This window comes from Trabulsiella odontotermitis (genome assembly GCF_001188485.1).
Lineage (GTDB): Bacteria > Pseudomonadota > Gammaproteobacteria > Enterobacterales > Enterobacteriaceae > Trabulsiella > Trabulsiella odontotermitis_A.
In genome coordinates this window covers 38,335-56,434 of record NZ_JNGH01000076.1, presented here as the reverse complement: position 1 = coordinate 56,434, position 18,100 = coordinate 38,335, and the positions used below count along the sequence as shown (strand labels likewise).

Below are 18,100 nucleotides of genomic sequence, written 5' to 3'. Positions count from 1 at the left end.
ATTATGAATCCAGGTCGTAACTTTCGCCTGCACGCAGTGCTCGAATAAATGGAAGCTTAAGAAGCATCCTTTTCATCCCTTCTACATCCAGTCGTTGTGTATTGTGGGAGTTGTAATCTTCAACTTCAGAAATACGACGATCTCCTTGCTCTACATATTTCCCATAGTTTAGATCGCGCAAATCTGGTGGAACGCGATAATAATCGCCCATATCAACTGCAGCGATCATTTCTTCACGACTTAATAATGCTTCGTAAAGCTTCTCTCCATGACGCGTACCGATAACATTAATCGGGTGTTCTGGCACGTTTAACAGTTCTTTCAGTGCGATTGCAAGCGTTTCGATAGTAGCTGCGGGGGCTTTCTGAACGAAAATATCTCCATTATTGCCATGTTCAAATGCATACAGAACCAGGTCAACGGCATCTTCAAGTGTCATCATAAAGCGGGTCATATTTGGATCAGTTATTGTTAACGCCTTACCTGCTTTAATCAGATCAACAAATAATGGAATGACTGAACCACGAGATGCCATAACATTGCCATAGCGAGTACCACAAATTACTGTTTTACTGCTATTGACGTTACGGGATTTTGCGACCATCACCTTCTCCATCATTGCCTTAGAAATGCCCATGGCATTGATTGGATAAACAGCTTTGTCAGTACTTAAGCAAACAACACGTTTAACTTCATTTGCAATTGCAGCCTCCAGCACATTTTCAGTGCCCAGAACATTCGTTTTAACAGCTTCCATCGGATGGAACTCACAGGAGGGAACTTGCTTAAGGGCAGCAGCATGGTAGATGAAGTCAACGCCACGGCTGGCATTGAGGACGCTCGAGTAATCACGAACGTCACCAATATAAAATTTCAACTTTGGATTATTGTATTTTTTTCGCATGTCATCTTGCTTTTTTTCGTCACGCGAAAAGATACGAATTTCTGCAATATTCGTATCCAGGAAGCGTTTCAAAACCGCATTCCCAAAAGAGCCAGTCCCACCAGTTATTAATAATGTTTTATTTTCAAACATATTGCACCCTAATATCAGAAGAATAATTTGAAGATTTAGCCGTTATCTAAGATGAGCTAGCAACTCAATATATTTGCCTGCTCTTTCTTGGGCTGTTAAGAATGAATTACCGTGTGCAAAAGCGCTTTCAGTGAAACTTTGCTTTTCTGTTGTTGATAACATTGATGCTTCCTTTATTTTATTACATATATCATCAACATCACAAGGATCAAAATAAAATGCATGTTTATCACAGACAGCTCTAGAAAAATCACGATCTGAGGTAATCACCATTTTTTTCATAAATAATGCTTCGAGATATGAAGCACTAAAACATTCAAGTAATGTTGGTAAAAACATCGCATCACATGCATTATAAAGCGGAGGGCACTGGTTGTTATTAACTCTACCTATAGTTATAATTCTTTCTTTTTTTTCCTCGGTCAATTCCTCTTTGAAAGATTCAGGTAAAGTTGTAATGAATTTAAACTTCCGTGGTAGCTTATCGAGTAATCGAATGATTACTTTCATATTTTTATGAGGGTAATCATGAGTAATCGTAAGAAGCCAAAAATCGTCTTTATTTTTTATCGGAAGTTTATCTAAAATAGAATTATCATATAACGCAGGATATCTGAAGTTGTCATTTAAAGTATTTGAAATTGTAAAAACTCGTTGATTATCAAAATGCAATAAAGATTGCACTTTTTCGGAGACTGCCTTGCTTTCAGTAATTATATAATCTGCATTTTTTTTATAAAAATACGGTTGTAAGTATTTTAAAAGAAGGAATTTTATTTTTTCTTTCAAATTTAAAATAGCATATAAATTATGATTTGCAAAAATTAACCAAGGAAGTGCAAACCCAACTATATGTTTTACATTTTTGGGAGACCAATAACTAGGGCCAAATATTGTTAAAACAATTTTGATATTGTTCTCTTTGACAATCTCATCTAATTTTTTTCGATCAGCAAAATTAAATAGTTTTGAAGGGGATTGATTAATTATAATGCATTTGACTCTAGTATCTATTGAAAGTTGGTCATAAACCACCGGGGATACTACGGCTTTAAACTCAAAAAGACTTTTAGTGAACTCATTTAGAAGAGATACAGCAACCTGCACTCCTCCACCAACGTATAAGTTACTTGCGTTAATAAGGATCATGTTTTTATCAAAGGTAAATTTGTTAGGTGCGGTTGTAATAAAAAATTCCCAATAGACTGTTTTTCTTTTATGAAAGATAACTCAGACAATCCCTTTTAAGATAATGCGTTACTTAGGGAAGCGCTAAAATTCACATATTATTGTCACAAGTATTTTTCTCAATACATACACGCGGATTAACGGTAAGAACACAATTGCGCAAAATAATAAAAACTATAATATAAGCCGCCATTATTACTAACTCTCCAAAAAAATAATTTCCAAAAAAAAGAAATACTATTGCTTTCATAAAACATGCAATCAGAACAAAATATTTTATATTGTTTACACTCTTGTTATATAGACTTTGTATCAAAACACCTATAATTAATGGATAGATAATAACACCCGCCAGACCTAAATCATTGTAGAAATAATAAAGAAAAGTTTTAGCATTAAAGAATAGCGTATAATAGTCAGTTAAGCCAAAGGTGTTTTTATCATAATAATCACTGAAAAATGGCTTTAGGAAGAATCTCAACGATCCCCATATATATGTTGGCTCAAAATTCGAAGTAATAAGCGCATTCAGATTTTGAAAATTCATTGCTATATAAGTATAGATCTGACTCAAAACCATGCTCTGCGCCCCTTCACCGAATTGGGTTGAAACACGGCTTACTCCAGATATTCTCAAAGTCCCCATATAGAAAAATAGAGAAAAAAACAAACACACAATTATCAATTGTCTCAGTCTAACGCTAATTCTTTTAGAAATTAACAAAAGGTAAATAAACCCTAAAGCAAATGCGAGAAACTCGCCTCTGGAGACCTTATAAACCAGTGTTGTTATGATGCAAAAAATAATATATCCTACCAGGACAAATTTTCTTATTGCCGGAACTTTAACTGAATATTTAAGTTCAAATACGCACAATAGCGCTAGAAATGGAATTGAAACATCTGCAAAGTTGATAATTGGAACCGCATCAGGTACAGATTCTTTTAGGTCAACGGTGGTGCCAAATAGCAAAGGCGGTGTAAGTAACGCATTTTGAAATCTAACCGTGAAAGCTATAAATGATAATAAAGCAAAGAAATTGAAAAGATAGCGATAAGAGTTTGTAAAATTATATCTCTGGAATATAAATATATTTTTATCAATCTTTTTTGAAAAAACAAAGGGAATAGAAAAGAAAAAACCTCCAAAGAAAATTGCAATGTTTGTATTGAGACTCAAAGTGACCTGCAGATACGGATCAAATAAAGTCTCTACATTAGAAAGAGATGCGGCAAGAAACCACAGCAAGACCCCTATTCCTAATGGATGAAGAAGATCATGGCTTTTGGCATAAATGATCACATAAAAACAGAATGCCAAAAGCAGAAAAATGACACTTATCATAATAGTTCTACTCTAGTTAGTCTGCTCACCATTCATGCTCTTTCGTTTATTGAGAAGAATGCACAATAAATAACCCATAAAAATAAACCAGCCAGTTGCTAATTTTGCATAAAGATAATAATTTAAATTATCTTTAATATTACTGAAAAATAGAATTGAATAATAAATTAGCAAACTAATAAAGAGACATCCACTAACATAAACCATTTGTTTTCTGAGATCTAATCCATTCATTACATGGTAATAAATGGATGTAAAGGCAAATGGTATAACAGCAAAAGTGGCAAGATGAATTTGAGGTATAAGCATTTCATATGAAGTAAAGTTAATTATGAAATATTCCATCACTAGATTTGCACATAATACTCCAGCAACTGTAATACCTACTATAATAAAACTTTCTTTAAGGAAGAAAATCTTTCCACTCTGACAAGTTTGCTTGACGACTTTTACAAACAGAAGTTCAGCGCAAGTTGATGGAATAACCATGAGGGCACTGAAAGCGAATGTAATAATACTATACTTGCCTAATATATCTCTACCCGCAGAGTAATCAATAAAGAAGCGGTCCATGACAAGATATAGAAAAATAAAAATAGAATTCGCAAATAGCCAAGCTGATGATGAACTAATACTTTTCAAGGAATCAACAACAGCCGCAATACTAATATCTGAAAAAAGTTTTCTTTCTTTATATAAAAGATGCAGTATAGAAGCTGTATAGCATAATAGTGTTGAAAATAAATAACTGTACCAGTTATGATTAATTAAGTATATAGTTAAAGGCGCTAATATCGGAATAAACTGGCATCGAAAAACCAGCATTAGCATCTCATTAATGCGATTACATGCTCTGTAATAACATTTGATAATATTTACAAGAGAAATTCCAATACCACAAAGGGTGAGCACCACAACTGTTATATCTCCTTTACTTGAGATGCTCGAAATTATGAAAATAATGCATGCAGACAAAAATGTAAATATCAGAACAGATGCAACCATGATTACTCGTTCACGATCTTCTGTTACAGGAATATATCTATCAAGTGAAAACCGCGTCCCGAGATGCGCATAATCGACTAATTGCTGCCAGGTTTTTGCTAATGACAGACTTCCCATATGCCAAGAACTAAGGTAGCGCATAAATAATAAATTAAGTGCAATATTAATAAATTGTATAGCATAGTTTAGTACAAGGTAGACAAGACTCTTTTTAAACATAGTTTTGTATCGCGTGCGCTTTTACTTCGTTATAAAATGAATCCTTCATTTCTTTACCCGCCTCTATATTTCCTACTACTTCGGCAAATTTACTTTCGAAAACATCTGCATAATTTTCATTTGGCATTATATGTTGGGCGGGTAAGATGTCTGAGTGCCGACGACTAAGTGAAACCATATATAGCAGTACAACAGCCTTATTTATTATTTGTTCATCTAACTTCCCGAGCAGGTGGCATTTGCCTAACAATTCAAAATATTCTTCCTTTGTATTAGGTTCTGAAGTGATCCCAAAACCAGAATAATATCCTCGCCCAGCAGTAATAGCAGGTATTCCAAGGCAGCTAAACTCTAACCCTGCTGTTCCTTTCGCCGTAACAATACAATCAGCAAAGTCAGCAATAGAATTAGTATTGAAATCAGAAGGAGTAATGTAAATATTGCCAAACCTATTGCGCTCTATCATTTCTTCTACACCTCCCTTCTCATTCCACATATATGAACTTGGATGAGGTTTAACAAAACAATTTATTGAATCGCAAGAATTTAGATAGCGTAACGTTTGTTCAAGAAAATCATAATAATCTGAGAATAAAAGACCTTCTCCAACATGAGGTGCATCAGAAAAGGCATGAGACATGACAACAACATTTTTTTTACCTTTAGACAGGTTCGGGTATTTCTCCTTGAGTTCATCGAAATCATATTTCTTTTTACCGACGAAGGCATTTTTAACGTCAATTTGGTCAACAGAGCCCTCAAATCTTGAGAAGAAATAAGCTTTTGCATTTACTATGAAATTTGCAGAAGCAAGGTTTCTTTGAAATTCTGCCAATGACGGTTTAAGAAAATGTTCTTTAATATTTGCATCAACTCCATAACATTTATACGCATAGATATCTTTTAAAAATATAACGCTCTTTCTGTGTTTTTTTATTTGTCTGGGTAATAATCCAAACTCAGCATAAACATTATGACTTGTAACAAGATACCTTGGTCTAAATTTTTTTATCATATATTCATTATTATGAAACGCTAAGAAAGCTCTAAATATTAATCTGAAATGGCTAAAATTAATTTTCCTAATTGTATAAGTATTTGGCTTATATCTGATCAATGTATCATAAATAAGATCACCAATTTCTATATTTTTATATACTAGATCAATAAGTTGCTTACCATCTTTGCATGTCACCATTGTATGGACAGTAGCATATAATGCTGGCAAAACTATGGTCGGATTTAGATATCCAGACCACCACATATAGAATTTATTTATATTAAATGAGCGATATATCTGCGAGGTACTATTGGCTTTTTCATAGAAACCACGAAGATATACTACAGAGCGGTAGCCAGTCACCTCTTCAATTGCTTTCGCAATCCTAGCCTTATCAATAATACTCGCCGGACAGATGATCTGACCTTCAACTAAAATATAATTACTTGTGCTTTCTTTATTTAAATTTTCCTTCCGCCAGAATTTCCTGTTAAGTTCGATAAATTTTTTTTCTATGTCAGTTTGCTTTTGTGGAAATAAATAGCCAAGCACATTTCTTACTTTACTTAACATGTTGTTTCTCGTTTTTCCAGCCTTTCATTAATTCCGTTCGGATATCAGCAAAAAAATTTTTACTAATATTTATGTTATTGATCAAAAGCAACTTTATATTAATTACAAACTGAACCCATCATCAACAATAATATTTTGCCCAGTTACATATTTTGAGTCATCTGAAAGTAAGAAAATAATACTTCCTAATATCTCTTTCACATCAAGCATTCCTGCACCATTTGTTTGAGCTTTATATGCATTCAGGAATGCATCAGGTTGATGATCGAAAATCCCTCCAGGACTCACGGCATTTATTTTGAATCGACTATCATTAACGTAGGTAACGATATATTTATTTAAATGCAATAAAGCAGATTTTATAGCTGCATATTCTACAGGCATTGTCATTTTAGTATTTGCATAAATCTCAAATCTTGGCGCTACCACTCCATAAATAGATGATATATTGACTAGAGAAAATGGATTCTGGTACCTTTGGAAATATAAAGCACATTGTTGTGAAAAAAGAAAAGAGCTACCCAAATGCAGAGAAAGGTTCTCATTGAAACTTTCGAGCGTTACATCGTAAAAGTGCGCGCCATATGTTTTGTTTCTCGGATATGCTGCATTAACTGCACCATCAAGTTCAGGTGTAATTGCAAGTATATTCTGTACAGGTTCAAGGCTGGTGACGTCAAGGTGGTGGAGCTCATAACCGGTGGCTATTTTCAACTCCTGAAATTTTTCTTGCGAAGACACCGGATCAAAGTCCCCAGCAATAACATAACCACCTTCATCGATGATTTTTTTTACAAGTTGCGCCCCCAACAATCCGCCAGCACCGGCAACAAGTATCTTTTTCCCTTTCAGGCTACCACTCATGATGAGCCTCCTTCAATAAAATCTCAGCCATATAAAAATCAAATATATCATCAATATCAACAGCACGTTCTTTGGGAACAATAATACTTGTGACTTTACCGGAGAATAAGCCATAGTTATTTAATATAAATTGCGATGTTGTAGCATATACAACTGTTGTTATGTCATACACTGCAGGAGCATCTTGTCGACGGATAACTTGCCTTGATGGTTCATTAACAAGCTTAACATATCCGGCCTCATCAAATTTTACCATATTGAAGAAAGGGCTACGGCTTGCCGGCGTGACAGAAATACATATATCAGCCTCAGCCTGGATACGTTTAGAAATTGCATTCTCGACATCTTCCACGCTGCGAAGAGGGCTGGTTGCTGGCAAACTAACAAAACCGTCAAAATGCCCTTCTGCTTTTTCGACCCATTCGATAGCATGCCGCCACGCCAGCCATTCAGGGCTGGTATCCCCCGCAAGTTCTGCGGGTCTACGGATCACTGTCGCTCCATTTTTTTCCGCAACATTCGCTATAGCATCATCGTCTGTTGAAACATAAACCCCAGCGATGGATGGACATTTTTTTGCAATTTCAATGGAATATTGTAGAAGCGGCTTATTACCCAACGGCTTGATATTTTTCCCAGGTAAGCCTTTTGAACCTCCCCGAGCAAATATAAATGCATTTATTTTCATTACTTAGTTCCGTAAAATTGACTTACATTCTTAATTTTATCTATTAAGCCAACTATTTTTGCTGATGACTCTAATGATACACATTGGTTTTTGCGTCTGCAGATTTTTTCAGCGAAATCCTTTAGCATATCAAGATACATTCCATTTTTGTTCCATTCCGGGTCGCTATATATAATTCTGGTGCTTTCACCAGAATAAAATATGATCTCGTTACGAACCAAATCCCATACAACCCTACCCTTACTGCCGATGATATGACATTGTCTCCATGGTTTCTTTTGCAAAAAATCCAAATGAATATTGACGATGGAACCTTTCGAATTGGCTGCCATAATATCAGCTATCGATTCAACATCCATCTCAAGCTCATCAGAGCTTCTCAAAACAGAGCTGATCAAGTCCAACTCACCAAACAACCATTGTGCATAGTCCAATTCATGACTGAGTTCGAGCAAAGCGCCACCACCAAGCTTTTTACTCGCTGACACACTTTCTTTGTACGATTTTGATGGTCTCCAGTCAGGAAGATACTGCCCAATATCAATATTTACATTATAGACAACACCAGCATCCTCATTCGCAAGCATCTCTTTGAGGATCCGTGCTGATGGGAGATAGCGCAAACAATAGCCAACGGCTAAAGGAGTATCGTACTTTGATGCTATCTCCATTAACTCAGCGGCTTCTTCAGCAGTAGCCGTTACAGGTTTTTCGATTAATGTTGGAATTCCAGCTTCTATTAGCTGTTTGCTATGCTTTAAATGAAATGATGAAGGCGAAGCAACAATTGCCATATCAACCTTTTCAGCAGCGACTGCCGCTATGTTGGGCAGATAGCCATCGCAGTCACTAACGAGCTCATCAAGTACTCGTTCACTTGCTGATAATGCATAAATCTGAGCTTTCGGGTGGAGTATTCTAATATTTCGACGGTGACGCGTTGCTATATTACCAAGCCCGATAACCGCTATTTTTTGCATTTTATTCAAGCCCCAAAGAATGAATATCAGCTTGTGCTCTTTTAAAATCATCCATTCTACCAATATCCAACCAATATTCATGAATTGGGAACATCAGCACATCTTTATTTTTACTCATGAACTGCTCGAGCAGTGTCGGCATGTCAATTCGAAGATTTTTAGGAACTGATTTAAAAATAGCTGGAGACACCACATATATTCCTGCATTCACAAAGAAATGATGGACTGGTTTTTCCACCATGCTGACAATTTTGTTCCCTTCTCCAGTTATTACACCATAAGGAATTTGATAATCATATTCTCTTACGCAGATTGTCGCATCAGCATTATTTTCGTTATGAAATGCCAGCAAACGCTGAAAATCAATATTCGTCAGAACATCACCATTGATCATAATAAGAGGCAATGCTTCCGACAAGGTTTCTGGGAGTAGGCCTAGCGCTCCACCTGTACCCAATGGGGTCTCTTCATGAATGTATGTAATTTTCGCATTAAACGCAGAACCATCACCAAAATGTTGGTGTATCACTTCGGGCAAAAAATGAGTCGAAATATAAAAGTTAGTAAACCCTGCTTTTATGAAACTTCTCACAACAGTTTCGAGAATAGGTTTGTCCCCAACTTTTAGCATTGGCTTTGGACAATTATCGGTTAAAGGTTTTAGTCGAGTACCAAAACCTCCAGCCATGATAAAGACAGGATTATCATATTTTGCTTTCGCTATCACGCTGGAGATAGTTTCAAGGCCAACAATAATTCCATTATCAACAATTGGAATGGATAAGATCCCATTGGCTGACATAATATTCGTAAGCTCTTTTTTTGAAACGCCAGAAACTGCTGTAATAGGACGGTCATTCATTACATACCGCACTTCTGCTGTAAGTGGTAAATTTTTCAGCAGACCTCTACGGATATCTCCATCAGTAATGACACCTAGTAACCGGTTGTCGGCATTGACAACCAGAGCAACTCTCAATGCTTCTTTATTAATAATTTCCAGTGCTTCGAGAATTGAGCTATCAGGCGAAATTAATACATTTTTCCATTGCTGAGTCATTTTATACCTTCTGCCGTGTTACCTGATTACAGCCCGTGCTGCATATACTTTTTGATTCGGAAGTATATTTTCTGTCACCAATGCATTCGCCATGATAGCAGAACCAGCACCCAGTTTTATATTCTGAATTACCGTGGCACCAGCACCAATAAACACATTTGCATCAGTTCTACATTGCCCACAAACTACTGCCCCTGGCGACACAAAATTATACTCGCCAAGTTTAACGTCATGCTCGATAACTGCTCGAGTGTTAATCACTGAATGAGATTGAATAACCGCACCCGGCTGAACAATGGCACCATGGAAGATCTGCACACCTTCGCTCAGTATCGCATATGGAGAAACATAGGCTGTATCAGCGACAAGCGTTTCGAATGTATAGCCTCTGTTTTTAAAGAACTCATTCACCTTCATTCTGACGGCGGAACCAGGCAATGCGCCAATGCCATTAATTAGAACAACGTCTTCCTGCTTAAATAATGAGATATCTGCATCATGCTGCAAAATATCAATATCTTTAAAAACCTTTCGACCACTGACATCATCAGGGCTTATAATTGCAGCAATCTCGCGCTTTTGTTGCTTGAGAATGTCAACAATGACGCTGGCATGACCGCCACCGCCAATGACAACGATCGGTTTTATCGACGAACGGTTATTCACCGATTAATTCCCCTGCCTTGTAACCTCGGCTGGCTGTTTTGCCTTGTATTTCCCAGTAAAAATAGGGAGACATACCAGTTCCAGGTCGTTTGATTGCAATATTTTCAGAAGTAAATGTCTCACCTGGCGCGATTGGCTTCGCAGCTACAAGACTCTTTCTTGCAACGCTTTTGTTCTTAATTTCTGAAACAGTCGGTGCTTTAAGCGGATGACCTAAAGCTTTTTCTACCTGGCGAATAGCAGTCACCATTGCACCTAATTCGTGAGGCTCTAAAGATGCCTTATGATCGGGACCTTCCATGGTCTTATCGAGTGTAAAATGTTTCTCGATCACAACGGCACCTCGTGCAACGGCAGCAACGGGTATCGTGATACCTTCACTATGATCAGAATAGCCTGCTGGCAAGCTGAAGGCCTGGCGTAGTGTATCCATTGCTCGAAGGTTGATTTCGCCTAAAGGCGCAGGGTATTCGGTCGTACAATGCAATATGACAACTTTTTCTTGCAGTGCCTTTTGCCCCTCTTCTGATGCATAAGCCTGTTGAAATGCTTCTGTACCAGGTACCGCTCCTTCTGATGCAATATATCCAAATGCGATGACACCAAGCGCAGCCTCAATTTCTGATAGCGTGGCCATCCCTGTAGAAACAATGATATCGCATCCCGTGCGTGCGTGTTCGAGCACTAACGGAGCATTAGTTAGCTCGCCAGAAGGGAGTTTTAATCTCTTGATACCCAGGTCATTAACAAGGAACGCCAGGCTTTCAGAATCAAAAGCTGTAGAGAGAAACTCAATTCCCAAGCGATTGCAGTGTTCAATTAGCTTGTGATGCGCGTCCCAGGAAAGTTCAAGACGACTGAGCATATCAAGTTGTGATTCCTGCTTTTTAGTATTAGCAACCTGATACTCCGCCTGTGCAGCATCTGCTGTCACCAGGTTCTTAGCTTTGAATGTTTGAAATTTGACAATATCCGCACCTGCTTTCCAGGCTGCATCCACGAGTTCGAAAGCTAATTTTTCGTCGCCGTTGTGGTTCACTCCGGCTTCAGCAATGATAAGCGTCATATAGTTCACTTGATGTCGTAAAAAACCTTGCCTGGGATGAATTGCATTGTCTTGATCATTTCAATGATCCTTGAACTCGCATCCCCTTGTCCGTAGGGATTAACAATTTCTTCGTTTTTCATTTTATAACTACGTGAAACCGCAGTTTTTAACGTCTCTACAATCGATTGCTTCGTAGCATTACAATTCAGTACGCTTTTGGCTGCCAGTCGGCCTTTCTGGCGTTCGCCAATATTCACCGTCGGAACATCAAATGCTGGCACTTCAATAATTCCACTTGATGAATTACCTACGACCGCGGCTGCATGCCTGACAGCACTGAGATAACGTGCATGTCCAAGCGATGGAATTGCGAACACACGACCCGGCTGTTTTGCAGCATAAGACTCCAGTAGCGGAATAATTATCCTGCCGCCATCATCTGCATTCGGGTATGTCAGAATTATCTGATATTGTGGAAATTCATCCAGCGCTTCCAGCAGACATTTAAAGCTCGCTTCTGCAGGTTCAATTCCCAATGTCACCGGGTGATACGTTACAAGGAAATAGGGTTTCGCAAGAGGAAATTCCAATGTCGCAGACAATTCTTCAACAGACATAAATTTTCCTCGCTTAAGATGATCCAGCCCAATGGCTCCCACATTTTCTACACGAGACGGGTCTTCACCTAACTGGATCACACGCCTTTTATATTCTTCTGTTGAAGTACCGTGAAGGTAACTTAATTTTGTAATCGCATGCCTTATTGCATCATCGTAAGCGCCTTCAGTGATTTCACCGCCATGAAGATGGAAAACAGGTATGCGCAGAATCATCGCCGTTTGCGCAGCAGCAAGCGCTTCGAAGCGATCGCCGAGTATCACTAACACATCAGGCTGCAATCTTGACAGGGCGTCCGCAAAACCTAATACACCCAGCCCTATACTTTTAGCAGTACCGACAGGCGTATCGGAAGAAAGCAGAATTTCAATTTTCTCATTGATAGAAAACCCATCTTTCTCTATTTGCTGCCAGGTGTTACCAAACTCTGGAGAGAGATGCATGCCGCTGACCAGGAGCTGAAGTTCCAATTCCGGATCATTTTGAACGTCTTTTAGCAACCAATAGAGCAAACCATACTCGGCTCGTGTCCCGGTGAAAACCGCAACTTTACGCGTTACTGGTTTCATGAAAGCCATTCCACAGGCGAGCTAGGAAGATTGACCAGATGAGCTTCAATTCGTTCGGACTGTTTGAGGTCATCCCGCATTGCTCGCTCAAACATTGGTAAACGATGCATGAGCTTCCAGATTGGCCGCACCATCACCTTCGCTTCATTCATTTGTGCCAGGATTGCATCGCGAGAGTCCAGGTTTTCACAAATAACCGCATTGAGCCAGTAATTTGACTTCGCATATTCAGGCTCTTTTACGAATTTAAACTCCGAACCTGCAAAGAAGGCTTCATAGCGCTCTGCCAGAACACGTTTCTGCTCAAGAAACATGCCAAGTTGCTCCATTTGCCCGCAACCCAGCGCCGCGTTCAAATTCGGCATACGATAGTTAAAACCCGGTTCATCATGGTAAAACTCGTATGGATGCGGCACCTTGGCAGTGGTAGTCACATGTTTCGCACGTACACCTGTTTCTGGTGTACGACAAAAGACCATGCCGCCGCCGCCTGTCGTAATGATTTTATTGCCGTTAAAACTTAGCGCACCATATTCACCCAGCGTACCGGTATGCTTGCCCTTATAGAACGATCCCAGGCTTTCAGCCGCATCTTCAACAAGCACGATGTGCCATTTCTTACATACTGCAATGAGTTCATCCAGTTCAACCGGATGGCCAAAAGTATGCATAGGCACAGCAGCACGGACTACCTGCCGTGTTTTACGATGAACACAACCGTGTTCTGTCAATTCAGTATTTTCAGTAAGCCAGTTATCCAGCGCGACAGGGCAAAGGCCGAGGCTGACAGGAGAAACATCTGTGAACACTGGCTCCGCTCCGAGGTGATACAGAGCATTACAGGTAGCAACAAAGGTCAGCGCCTGAGTGACAACCAGATCGCCTCGTTTGACGCCTGCAAGGTAAAGCGCTGCACTAAGCGCTGCGGTGCCATTTACCGTGGCAACGGCTCTTGCCGTGCCCGTGTAGGCTTCCATCTTGCGTTCAAAATCGTCAACATATTTACCGACACTCGAAACAAAGGTACTTTCTAATGTGTCCAGTACATATGCTTTTTCATTGCCACTAAAAACAGGCGCATGCAAAGGAATAAATTCATCCGTTTTGTATACGTCGCGAACAAAATCTATAATAGAAGTGATATTCATTCGAGATGCCTTGCTTACATTTTGCTATCGAGGTATTTGCCTGTTTCTTTATGTCCAAAATCCGGGATCATTTCAAAAAACAGTTTTACAATATCGTCTTTATTCCATTCCAGCGATGCTTGCATAGCTTCAATTCGTTCTTCAAAATGAGCTAAAAGTGCCGGATCAAATAGTGGGTCATTTTTTATGATTCCCAGGTTAATAAAGCGCTCCATATCCAGCGTTTCTTTATCAGTGAAAAACTCTTCGAAATCTTTTTCACCGGTTGTATCACTCGATGTAAATAAACACGGCCATTTACCTTGTGATGGCAATGTTTTCGCCAGCTCGCGGGCTTCATCTTCTGTCTCGCAGAGATGAGGCTCATAACCACGCTGCTTGAGATACAGTACCGCTATATCCGCGAAAGAGATTAAATGTAGGGCTTCGCTTAGCTTAGGAAAAAAGATATCTCGGTTATCACCAAAAATACAGGACATAAGGCATAATTCGCCTGACTCTTGCGGCGTGACGAAATAACGTTTAATGTCATTTGGCGCTACAATAGGTTGTTTTTTTAATAAACGTTGATTAAACCCATGAAGCAAGGAACCATCCGAAAAAGCCACATTGGCAAAGCGAGCTGTTGAAATTTTTATTTCTTGACTTCTGCGCATCAAAAACATTTCCATAATTCTCTTTGATGCACCCATCATATTAACCGGGTTTGCTGCCTTATCTGTCGACACGCAAAAGAACTTTTTAACGCCAGCCGCAATAGACTGTTGGATGGTCTTTTCCGTGTTTAGTATATTTACTTCAATCATACGCATTAAAGTAAATGGATCTTTCTCACTGCGTACATGTTTTAGTGCCGAAAGATTCAGCACGTAGTCATACTGTCCGTCAGCTTTAATGAAAGCGTCGTACTCGATCGATCCAATATCAAGCGCAAACGTCTGGAAATCACCATCAATATAACCGAATGAACTTCTGATATCACGAACCAATTCAACCATGTTGTTTTCACTTATATCAGCAACATGTAATTTTTTAGGATTTCGCTTAAAGATCTCTTTTGTCACCGCCTGTCCAATAGAACCTGCCCCACCTAAAACCAAAAAGCGCGAATCAGAAACTATTTTCTTTAACTCTTCTTCTTTCGCTAAGACATCATTAGTAAACAGCGCCTGCTTACGTCCGATTAAAGATAATATTTCGCTCATTGAAAAACCTGTTTATAATTGAAGAATAGAATGATCATTTATGGTATGAGATATTACATTATTATTATCTTTTCGGTTTAATCTCATTTACCAGCAATGACCTGAAGGGTTCATCAGAACTCGCGCTACAGATATGGGAAAATACGGACGCTACCGCCCCTGGCTCAACAGCTACCAGTGCACTGCACGCAAATCCATTTTTACTGCTCAGATATTACTCATCCCTTCGTTTGCGCAAAGCCGCCAGCCAATCGAAGCGATTATTGTGTGCTTAAACTAAACTCAAAACAATAGGGGATCAGGCTCATTACTTCTGATAACTGCAATACACACAGATGTAATCCCTTGTTTCCAATGCAAAAACGGCAGCGGTCATTATGGTTTGCTTCAGCTTACCATAATCCCTCTGCCGTTTAATCTTAGCATCAACAATTCCTGTTAATGTCGTAAGTGGCCTACTCCGCCAGCAACTTCTCAATGCCTTTACGGAACTTCGCCCCTTCCTTCAGGTTACGCAGCCCGTACTGTACGAACGCCTGCATGTAGCCCAGTTTCTTACCACAATCATAAGACTGACCCGTCATCAGCATCGCATCAACCGGCTGTTTTTTCGACAGTGAAGCGATAGCATCCGTCAACTGAATACGGCCCCAGGCACCGGGTTCAGTGCGTTCCAGTTCGGCCCAGATATCAGCAGAAAGGACATAACGGCCCACGGCCATCAGGTCAGAATCCAGCGTTTGCGGCTCATCCGGCTTTTCAACAAACTCAACGATACGGCTGACTTTGCCTTCGATTTCCAGCGGATCTTTGGTCTGAATCACGGAATATTCGTTGAGGTCTCTTGGCATGTGTTTCGCCAGTACCTGGCTGCGGCCAGTCTCTTCAAAGCGTGCCACCATCGCCGCCAGGTTGTAGCGCAGCGGGTCGGCAGTGGCTTCGTCAATGATGATGTCCGGAAGGACGACAACAATCGGGTTATTGCCGACAACCGGGTGCGCGCACAGAATGGAGTGCCCCAGGCCCAGCGGTTGCCCCTGGCGGACGTTCATGATCGTCACGCCCGGCGGGCAGATAGATTGTACTTCAGCGAGCAACTGGCGCTTAACGCGCTGCTCAAGCAGTGATTCAAGTTCATAAGAGGTGTCGAAGTGGTTCTCAACCGCGTTTTTAGACGCGTGAGTGACCAGAACGATTTCTTTGATCCCTGCAGCAACAATTTCGTCGACGATGTATTGAATCATCGGCTTGTCAACGATCGGCAGCATCTCTTTTGGAATGGCTTTAGTGGCTGGCAGCATATGCATGCCCAGACCCGCTACCGGAATTACTGCTTTCAAATTCATCATCGCATGTCCACCTGTAAATGGTTGAATAATTATAGTCTTTAAAGCTGGTTAATCCAGTATGATTTTTTCTATTCTACCTCTAAGAAAAAGGCTTATTCTTTAGCGCTAATCTGAGAAACAGCCTGGACATCCAGGAATGTTCGGAAATCACTTCCCGGGCAGTGCAAAATTCAATCTATCCACATTCACCACATGCTGATCCACCCGGTCGATATCCACCGAACGCTGCCCTTTTTCGTTAACCNTGCCGCGCACGTCTTTGCGCATGTCGAAATTGATCTTCAGCGCCGGGCCGCGCGCGGCGTCCTGCATAACGTTGATATTGCGCATAAAGATATGCTGCGGTTTATTGTGCAACTCAAGCGAGGCCCGCTTCATATCAAGGTTGGTGATGGAGACGAACGACTGAGCATTTCCGGAGGAGATCTGGATCCCGCGAACTTTATATGCCAGCTGGCGGTTATCCATCTGGATATTATTCAGGCGAAAATTCTGCGGAATTGAAAGATAATTCCCTTTGATAACGCCATAACCAATTAGCATTCCGGCGCTGTTGACCATATCAACATTATCAATCACGAAATTATCACAGCCATAAATCGCCACCGTGGCATTATCGATCCCCGCCTGTTTGCTGAACTCCGGCAGGATATTCTTCGCTTTCACATTACGGATAATAAAGTGTTTGCCATTTTCTACGTGCACCAGCTGGCGGCAGTTGCTACCGGTAATATTGGCAACCACGAAGTTTTTTACCGCCTGGTGTTCCGGGTAAGCATTGTCGTAGGTGCTGCCCGCCAGACCAATCCCGATGCCCCAGTTGATCTTGCCGTTGGTGCAGTTGATGTTGTCGATAACATGATCTGAAATGAGGATGTTCTTATCGTTAATCGCGACATTCCATTCGATGGCATCCCCCTGCAGGTCACTGAAGCGGCAGTTGGTAATTTTTACGCCGTCCAGCTGGTTGTGAAACCCCTGTCGCAGAATGGCGTAATTGGCTTTGGTCACGGTCAGGTTGTCGATGGTCAGGTTGCGCATCACAGCTGGCTTTTTCCCGCCAATGTAAATCTGCATCACCGGGCCGTAGCCGCTCATCGCCAGGCCCTGAATCGTACAGTCAGAGCCACGCACGTCGAGGGCGATATTATAGAGGCTTCCACCTGCTTTACCGATAATTTTGCAGTCATCCTGCAGGGCAAAGCGCCCTCGCCCGTTGCCTTTCAGCGCACCCAGTACCTGTAGTGTTTTGCCCGGCGGCATGATGATGCCGGTATTAATGTTTTCGCACACCACCCCGGCCGGGACGACTACCACATCCGCCTTGTCAAACGCGTCTCTGAACGCGCGGATCCAGTCATTGTTGGAGACGTAATCACGAATATCCACGGACGCACTACGGCTGATGGCGCGCGCGGCAGGAGCATGGAGTAACGGGAGAGCGGCAAGGGCGGAGCCTGCCGAGAGAAAACGACGGCGGGAGAGTGTGAGTCTGTTGTCGGGCATAGTTCCTCTCTGATATGCACCAGCCCGCCAGGC

At 40.6% G+C, this 18,100-nt stretch carries 16 protein-coding genes; all 16 read right to left on the bottom strand.

Annotated elements, in window-relative coordinates; genetic code table 11:
* Nucleotide 1: 1 nt before the first annotated feature.
* Entirely contained in the window at nucleotides 2–1,036 is a 1,035-nt protein-coding gene (gene fnlA, locus GM30_RS08545; RefSeq protein ID WP_049848267.1) for a UDP-N-acetylglucosamine 4,6-dehydratase/5-epimerase, read from the bottom strand.
* 42 nt (nucleotides 1,037–1,078) lie between these two features.
* Nucleotides 1,079–2,185, bottom strand: a complete 1,107-nt coding sequence (locus tag GM30_RS08540; RefSeq protein ID WP_049848266.1) for a glycosyltransferase — start codon at nucleotides 2,183–2,185, stop codon at nucleotides 1,079–1,081.
* 130 nt (nucleotides 2,186–2,315) lie between these two features.
* Nucleotides 2,316–3,569 carry an O-antigen polymerase gene (locus tag GM30_RS08535; RefSeq protein ID WP_049848265.1) on the bottom strand — a complete coding sequence of 418 codons (1,254 nt, stop codon included), beginning with the start codon at nucleotides 3,567–3,569 and terminating at the stop codon, nucleotides 2,316–2,318.
* Nucleotides 3,570–3,581: 12 nt separating this feature from the next.
* Nucleotides 3,582–4,793, bottom strand: coding sequence for a polysaccharide biosynthesis protein (locus GM30_RS08530; protein ID WP_049848264.1), 1,212 nt, complete (start codon nucleotides 4,791–4,793; stop codon nucleotides 3,582–3,584).
* Entirely contained in the window at nucleotides 4,786–6,366 is a 1,581-nt protein-coding gene (locus GM30_RS08525) for a capsular polysaccharide export protein, LipB/KpsS family (RefSeq protein WP_049848263.1), read from the bottom strand. Before GM30_RS08525 ends, GM30_RS08530 begins: the two co-directional genes overlap by 8 nt.
* A 102-nt stretch (nucleotides 6,367–6,468) precedes the next feature.
* Nucleotides 6,469–7,230 carry an oxidoreductase gene (locus tag GM30_RS08520; RefSeq protein ID WP_049848262.1) on the bottom strand — a complete coding sequence of 254 codons (762 nt, stop codon included), beginning with the start codon at nucleotides 7,228–7,230 and terminating at the stop codon, nucleotides 6,469–6,471.
* Nucleotides 7,220–7,918, bottom strand: coding sequence for an acylneuraminate cytidylyltransferase family protein (locus GM30_RS08515; protein WP_049848261.1), 699 nt, complete (start codon nucleotides 7,916–7,918; stop codon nucleotides 7,220–7,222). Before GM30_RS08515 ends, GM30_RS08520 begins: the two co-directional genes overlap by 11 nt.
* Nucleotides 7,918–8,979, bottom strand: a complete 1,062-nt coding sequence (locus GM30_RS08510; RefSeq protein WP_238582623.1) for a Gfo/Idh/MocA family protein — start codon at nucleotides 8,977–8,979, stop codon at nucleotides 7,918–7,920. The genes GM30_RS08515 and GM30_RS08510 overlap by 1 nt, the downstream gene beginning before the upstream one ends.
* A complete protein-coding gene (locus tag GM30_RS08505) occupies nucleotides 8,900–9,958 on the bottom strand; it encodes a nucleotidyltransferase family protein (RefSeq protein ID WP_049848259.1) in 1,059 nt (352 codons plus the stop codon). Before GM30_RS08505 ends, GM30_RS08510 begins: the two co-directional genes overlap by 80 nt.
* A gap of 18 nt (nucleotides 9,959–9,976) precedes the next feature.
* The gene (locus GM30_RS08500) at nucleotides 9,977–10,624 is read right to left on the bottom strand and encodes a NeuD/PglB/VioB family sugar acetyltransferase (protein WP_049848258.1); all 648 of its coding nucleotides are present in this window, start codon (nucleotides 10,622–10,624) and stop codon (nucleotides 9,977–9,979) included.
* Nucleotides 10,617–11,690 (bottom strand): N-acetylneuraminate synthase, encoded by a 1,074-nt coding sequence (neuB, locus tag GM30_RS08495; RefSeq protein WP_049848257.1) that lies wholly within the window; start codon nucleotides 11,688–11,690, stop codon nucleotides 10,617–10,619. The genes GM30_RS08500 and neuB overlap by 8 nt, the downstream gene beginning before the upstream one ends.
* 5 nt (nucleotides 11,691–11,695) lie before the next feature.
* Nucleotides 11,696–12,859, bottom strand: coding sequence for a UDP-N-acetylglucosamine 2-epimerase (neuC, locus tag GM30_RS08490; protein ID WP_049848256.1), 1,164 nt, complete (start codon nucleotides 12,857–12,859; stop codon nucleotides 11,696–11,698).
* A complete protein-coding gene (locus GM30_RS08485) occupies nucleotides 12,856–14,007 on the bottom strand; it encodes a LegC family aminotransferase (RefSeq protein ID WP_049848255.1) in 1,152 nt (383 codons plus the stop codon). The genes neuC and GM30_RS08485 overlap by 4 nt, the downstream gene beginning before the upstream one ends.
* A gap of 14 nt (nucleotides 14,008–14,021) precedes the next feature.
* Entirely contained in the window at nucleotides 14,022–15,212 is a 1,191-nt protein-coding gene (locus GM30_RS08480) for a UDP-N-acetylglucosamine 4,6-dehydratase (RefSeq protein WP_049848254.1), read from the bottom strand.
* A gap of 455 nt (nucleotides 15,213–15,667) precedes the next feature.
* Complete coding sequence (galF, locus tag GM30_RS08475; RefSeq protein WP_049848253.1) at nucleotides 15,668–16,561, bottom strand: UTP--glucose-1-phosphate uridylyltransferase GalF; 894 nt, start codon at nucleotides 16,559–16,561, stop codon at nucleotides 15,668–15,670.
* Nucleotides 16,562–16,708: 147 nt separating this feature from the next.
* Nucleotides 16,709–18,067 (bottom strand): colanic acid biosynthesis protein WcaM, encoded by a 1,359-nt coding sequence (gene wcaM, locus GM30_RS08470; RefSeq protein WP_049848252.1) that lies wholly within the window; start codon nucleotides 18,065–18,067, stop codon nucleotides 16,709–16,711.
* Between the last annotated feature and the right edge of the window lie 33 nt (nucleotides 18,068–18,100).

Coding starts and splice junctions, on each gene's coding strand:
- fnlA (WP_049848267.1), bottom strand. CDS start 1,036: ATGTTTGAAAATAAAACATTATTAATAACTGGTGGGACTGGCTCTTTT.
- GM30_RS08540 (WP_049848266.1), bottom strand. CDS start 2,185: ATGATCCTTATTAACGCAAGTAACTTATACGTTGGTGGAGGAGTGCAG.
- GM30_RS08535 (WP_049848265.1), bottom strand. CDS start 3,569: ATGATAAGTGTCATTTTTCTGCTTTTGGCATTCTGTTTTTATGTGATC.
- GM30_RS08530 (WP_049848264.1), bottom strand. CDS start 4,793: ATGTTTAAAAAGAGTCTTGTCTACCTTGTACTAAACTATGCTATACAA.
- GM30_RS08525 (WP_049848263.1), bottom strand. CDS start 6,366: ATGTTAAGTAAAGTAAGAAATGTGCTTGGCTATTTATTTCCACAAAAG.
- GM30_RS08520 (WP_049848262.1), bottom strand. CDS start 7,230: ATGAGTGGTAGCCTGAAAGGGAAAAAGATACTTGTTGCCGGTGCTGGC.
- GM30_RS08515 (WP_049848261.1), bottom strand. CDS start 7,918: ATGAAAATAAATGCATTTATATTTGCTCGGGGAGGTTCAAAAGGCTTA.
- GM30_RS08510 (WP_238582623.1), bottom strand. CDS start 8,979: ATGAATATTGGTTGGATATTGGTAGAATGGATGATTTTAAAAGAGCAC.
- GM30_RS08505 (WP_049848259.1), bottom strand. CDS start 9,958: ATGACTCAGCAATGGAAAAATGTATTAATTTCGCCTGATAGCTCAATT.
- neuB (WP_049848257.1), bottom strand. CDS start 11,690: ATGACGCTTATCATTGCTGAAGCCGGAGTGAACCACAACGGCGACGAA.
- neuC (WP_049848256.1), bottom strand. CDS start 12,859: ATGAAACCAGTAACGCGTAAAGTTGCGGTTTTCACCGGGACACGAGCC.
- GM30_RS08485 (WP_049848255.1), bottom strand. CDS start 14,007: ATGAATATCACTTCTATTATAGATTTTGTTCGCGACGTATACAAAACG.
- GM30_RS08480 (WP_049848254.1), bottom strand. CDS start 15,212: ATGAGCGAAATATTATCTTTAATCGGACGTAAGCAGGCGCTGTTTACT.
- galF (WP_049848253.1), bottom strand. CDS start 16,561: ATGATGAATTTGAAAGCAGTAATTCCGGTAGCGGGTCTGGGCATGCAT.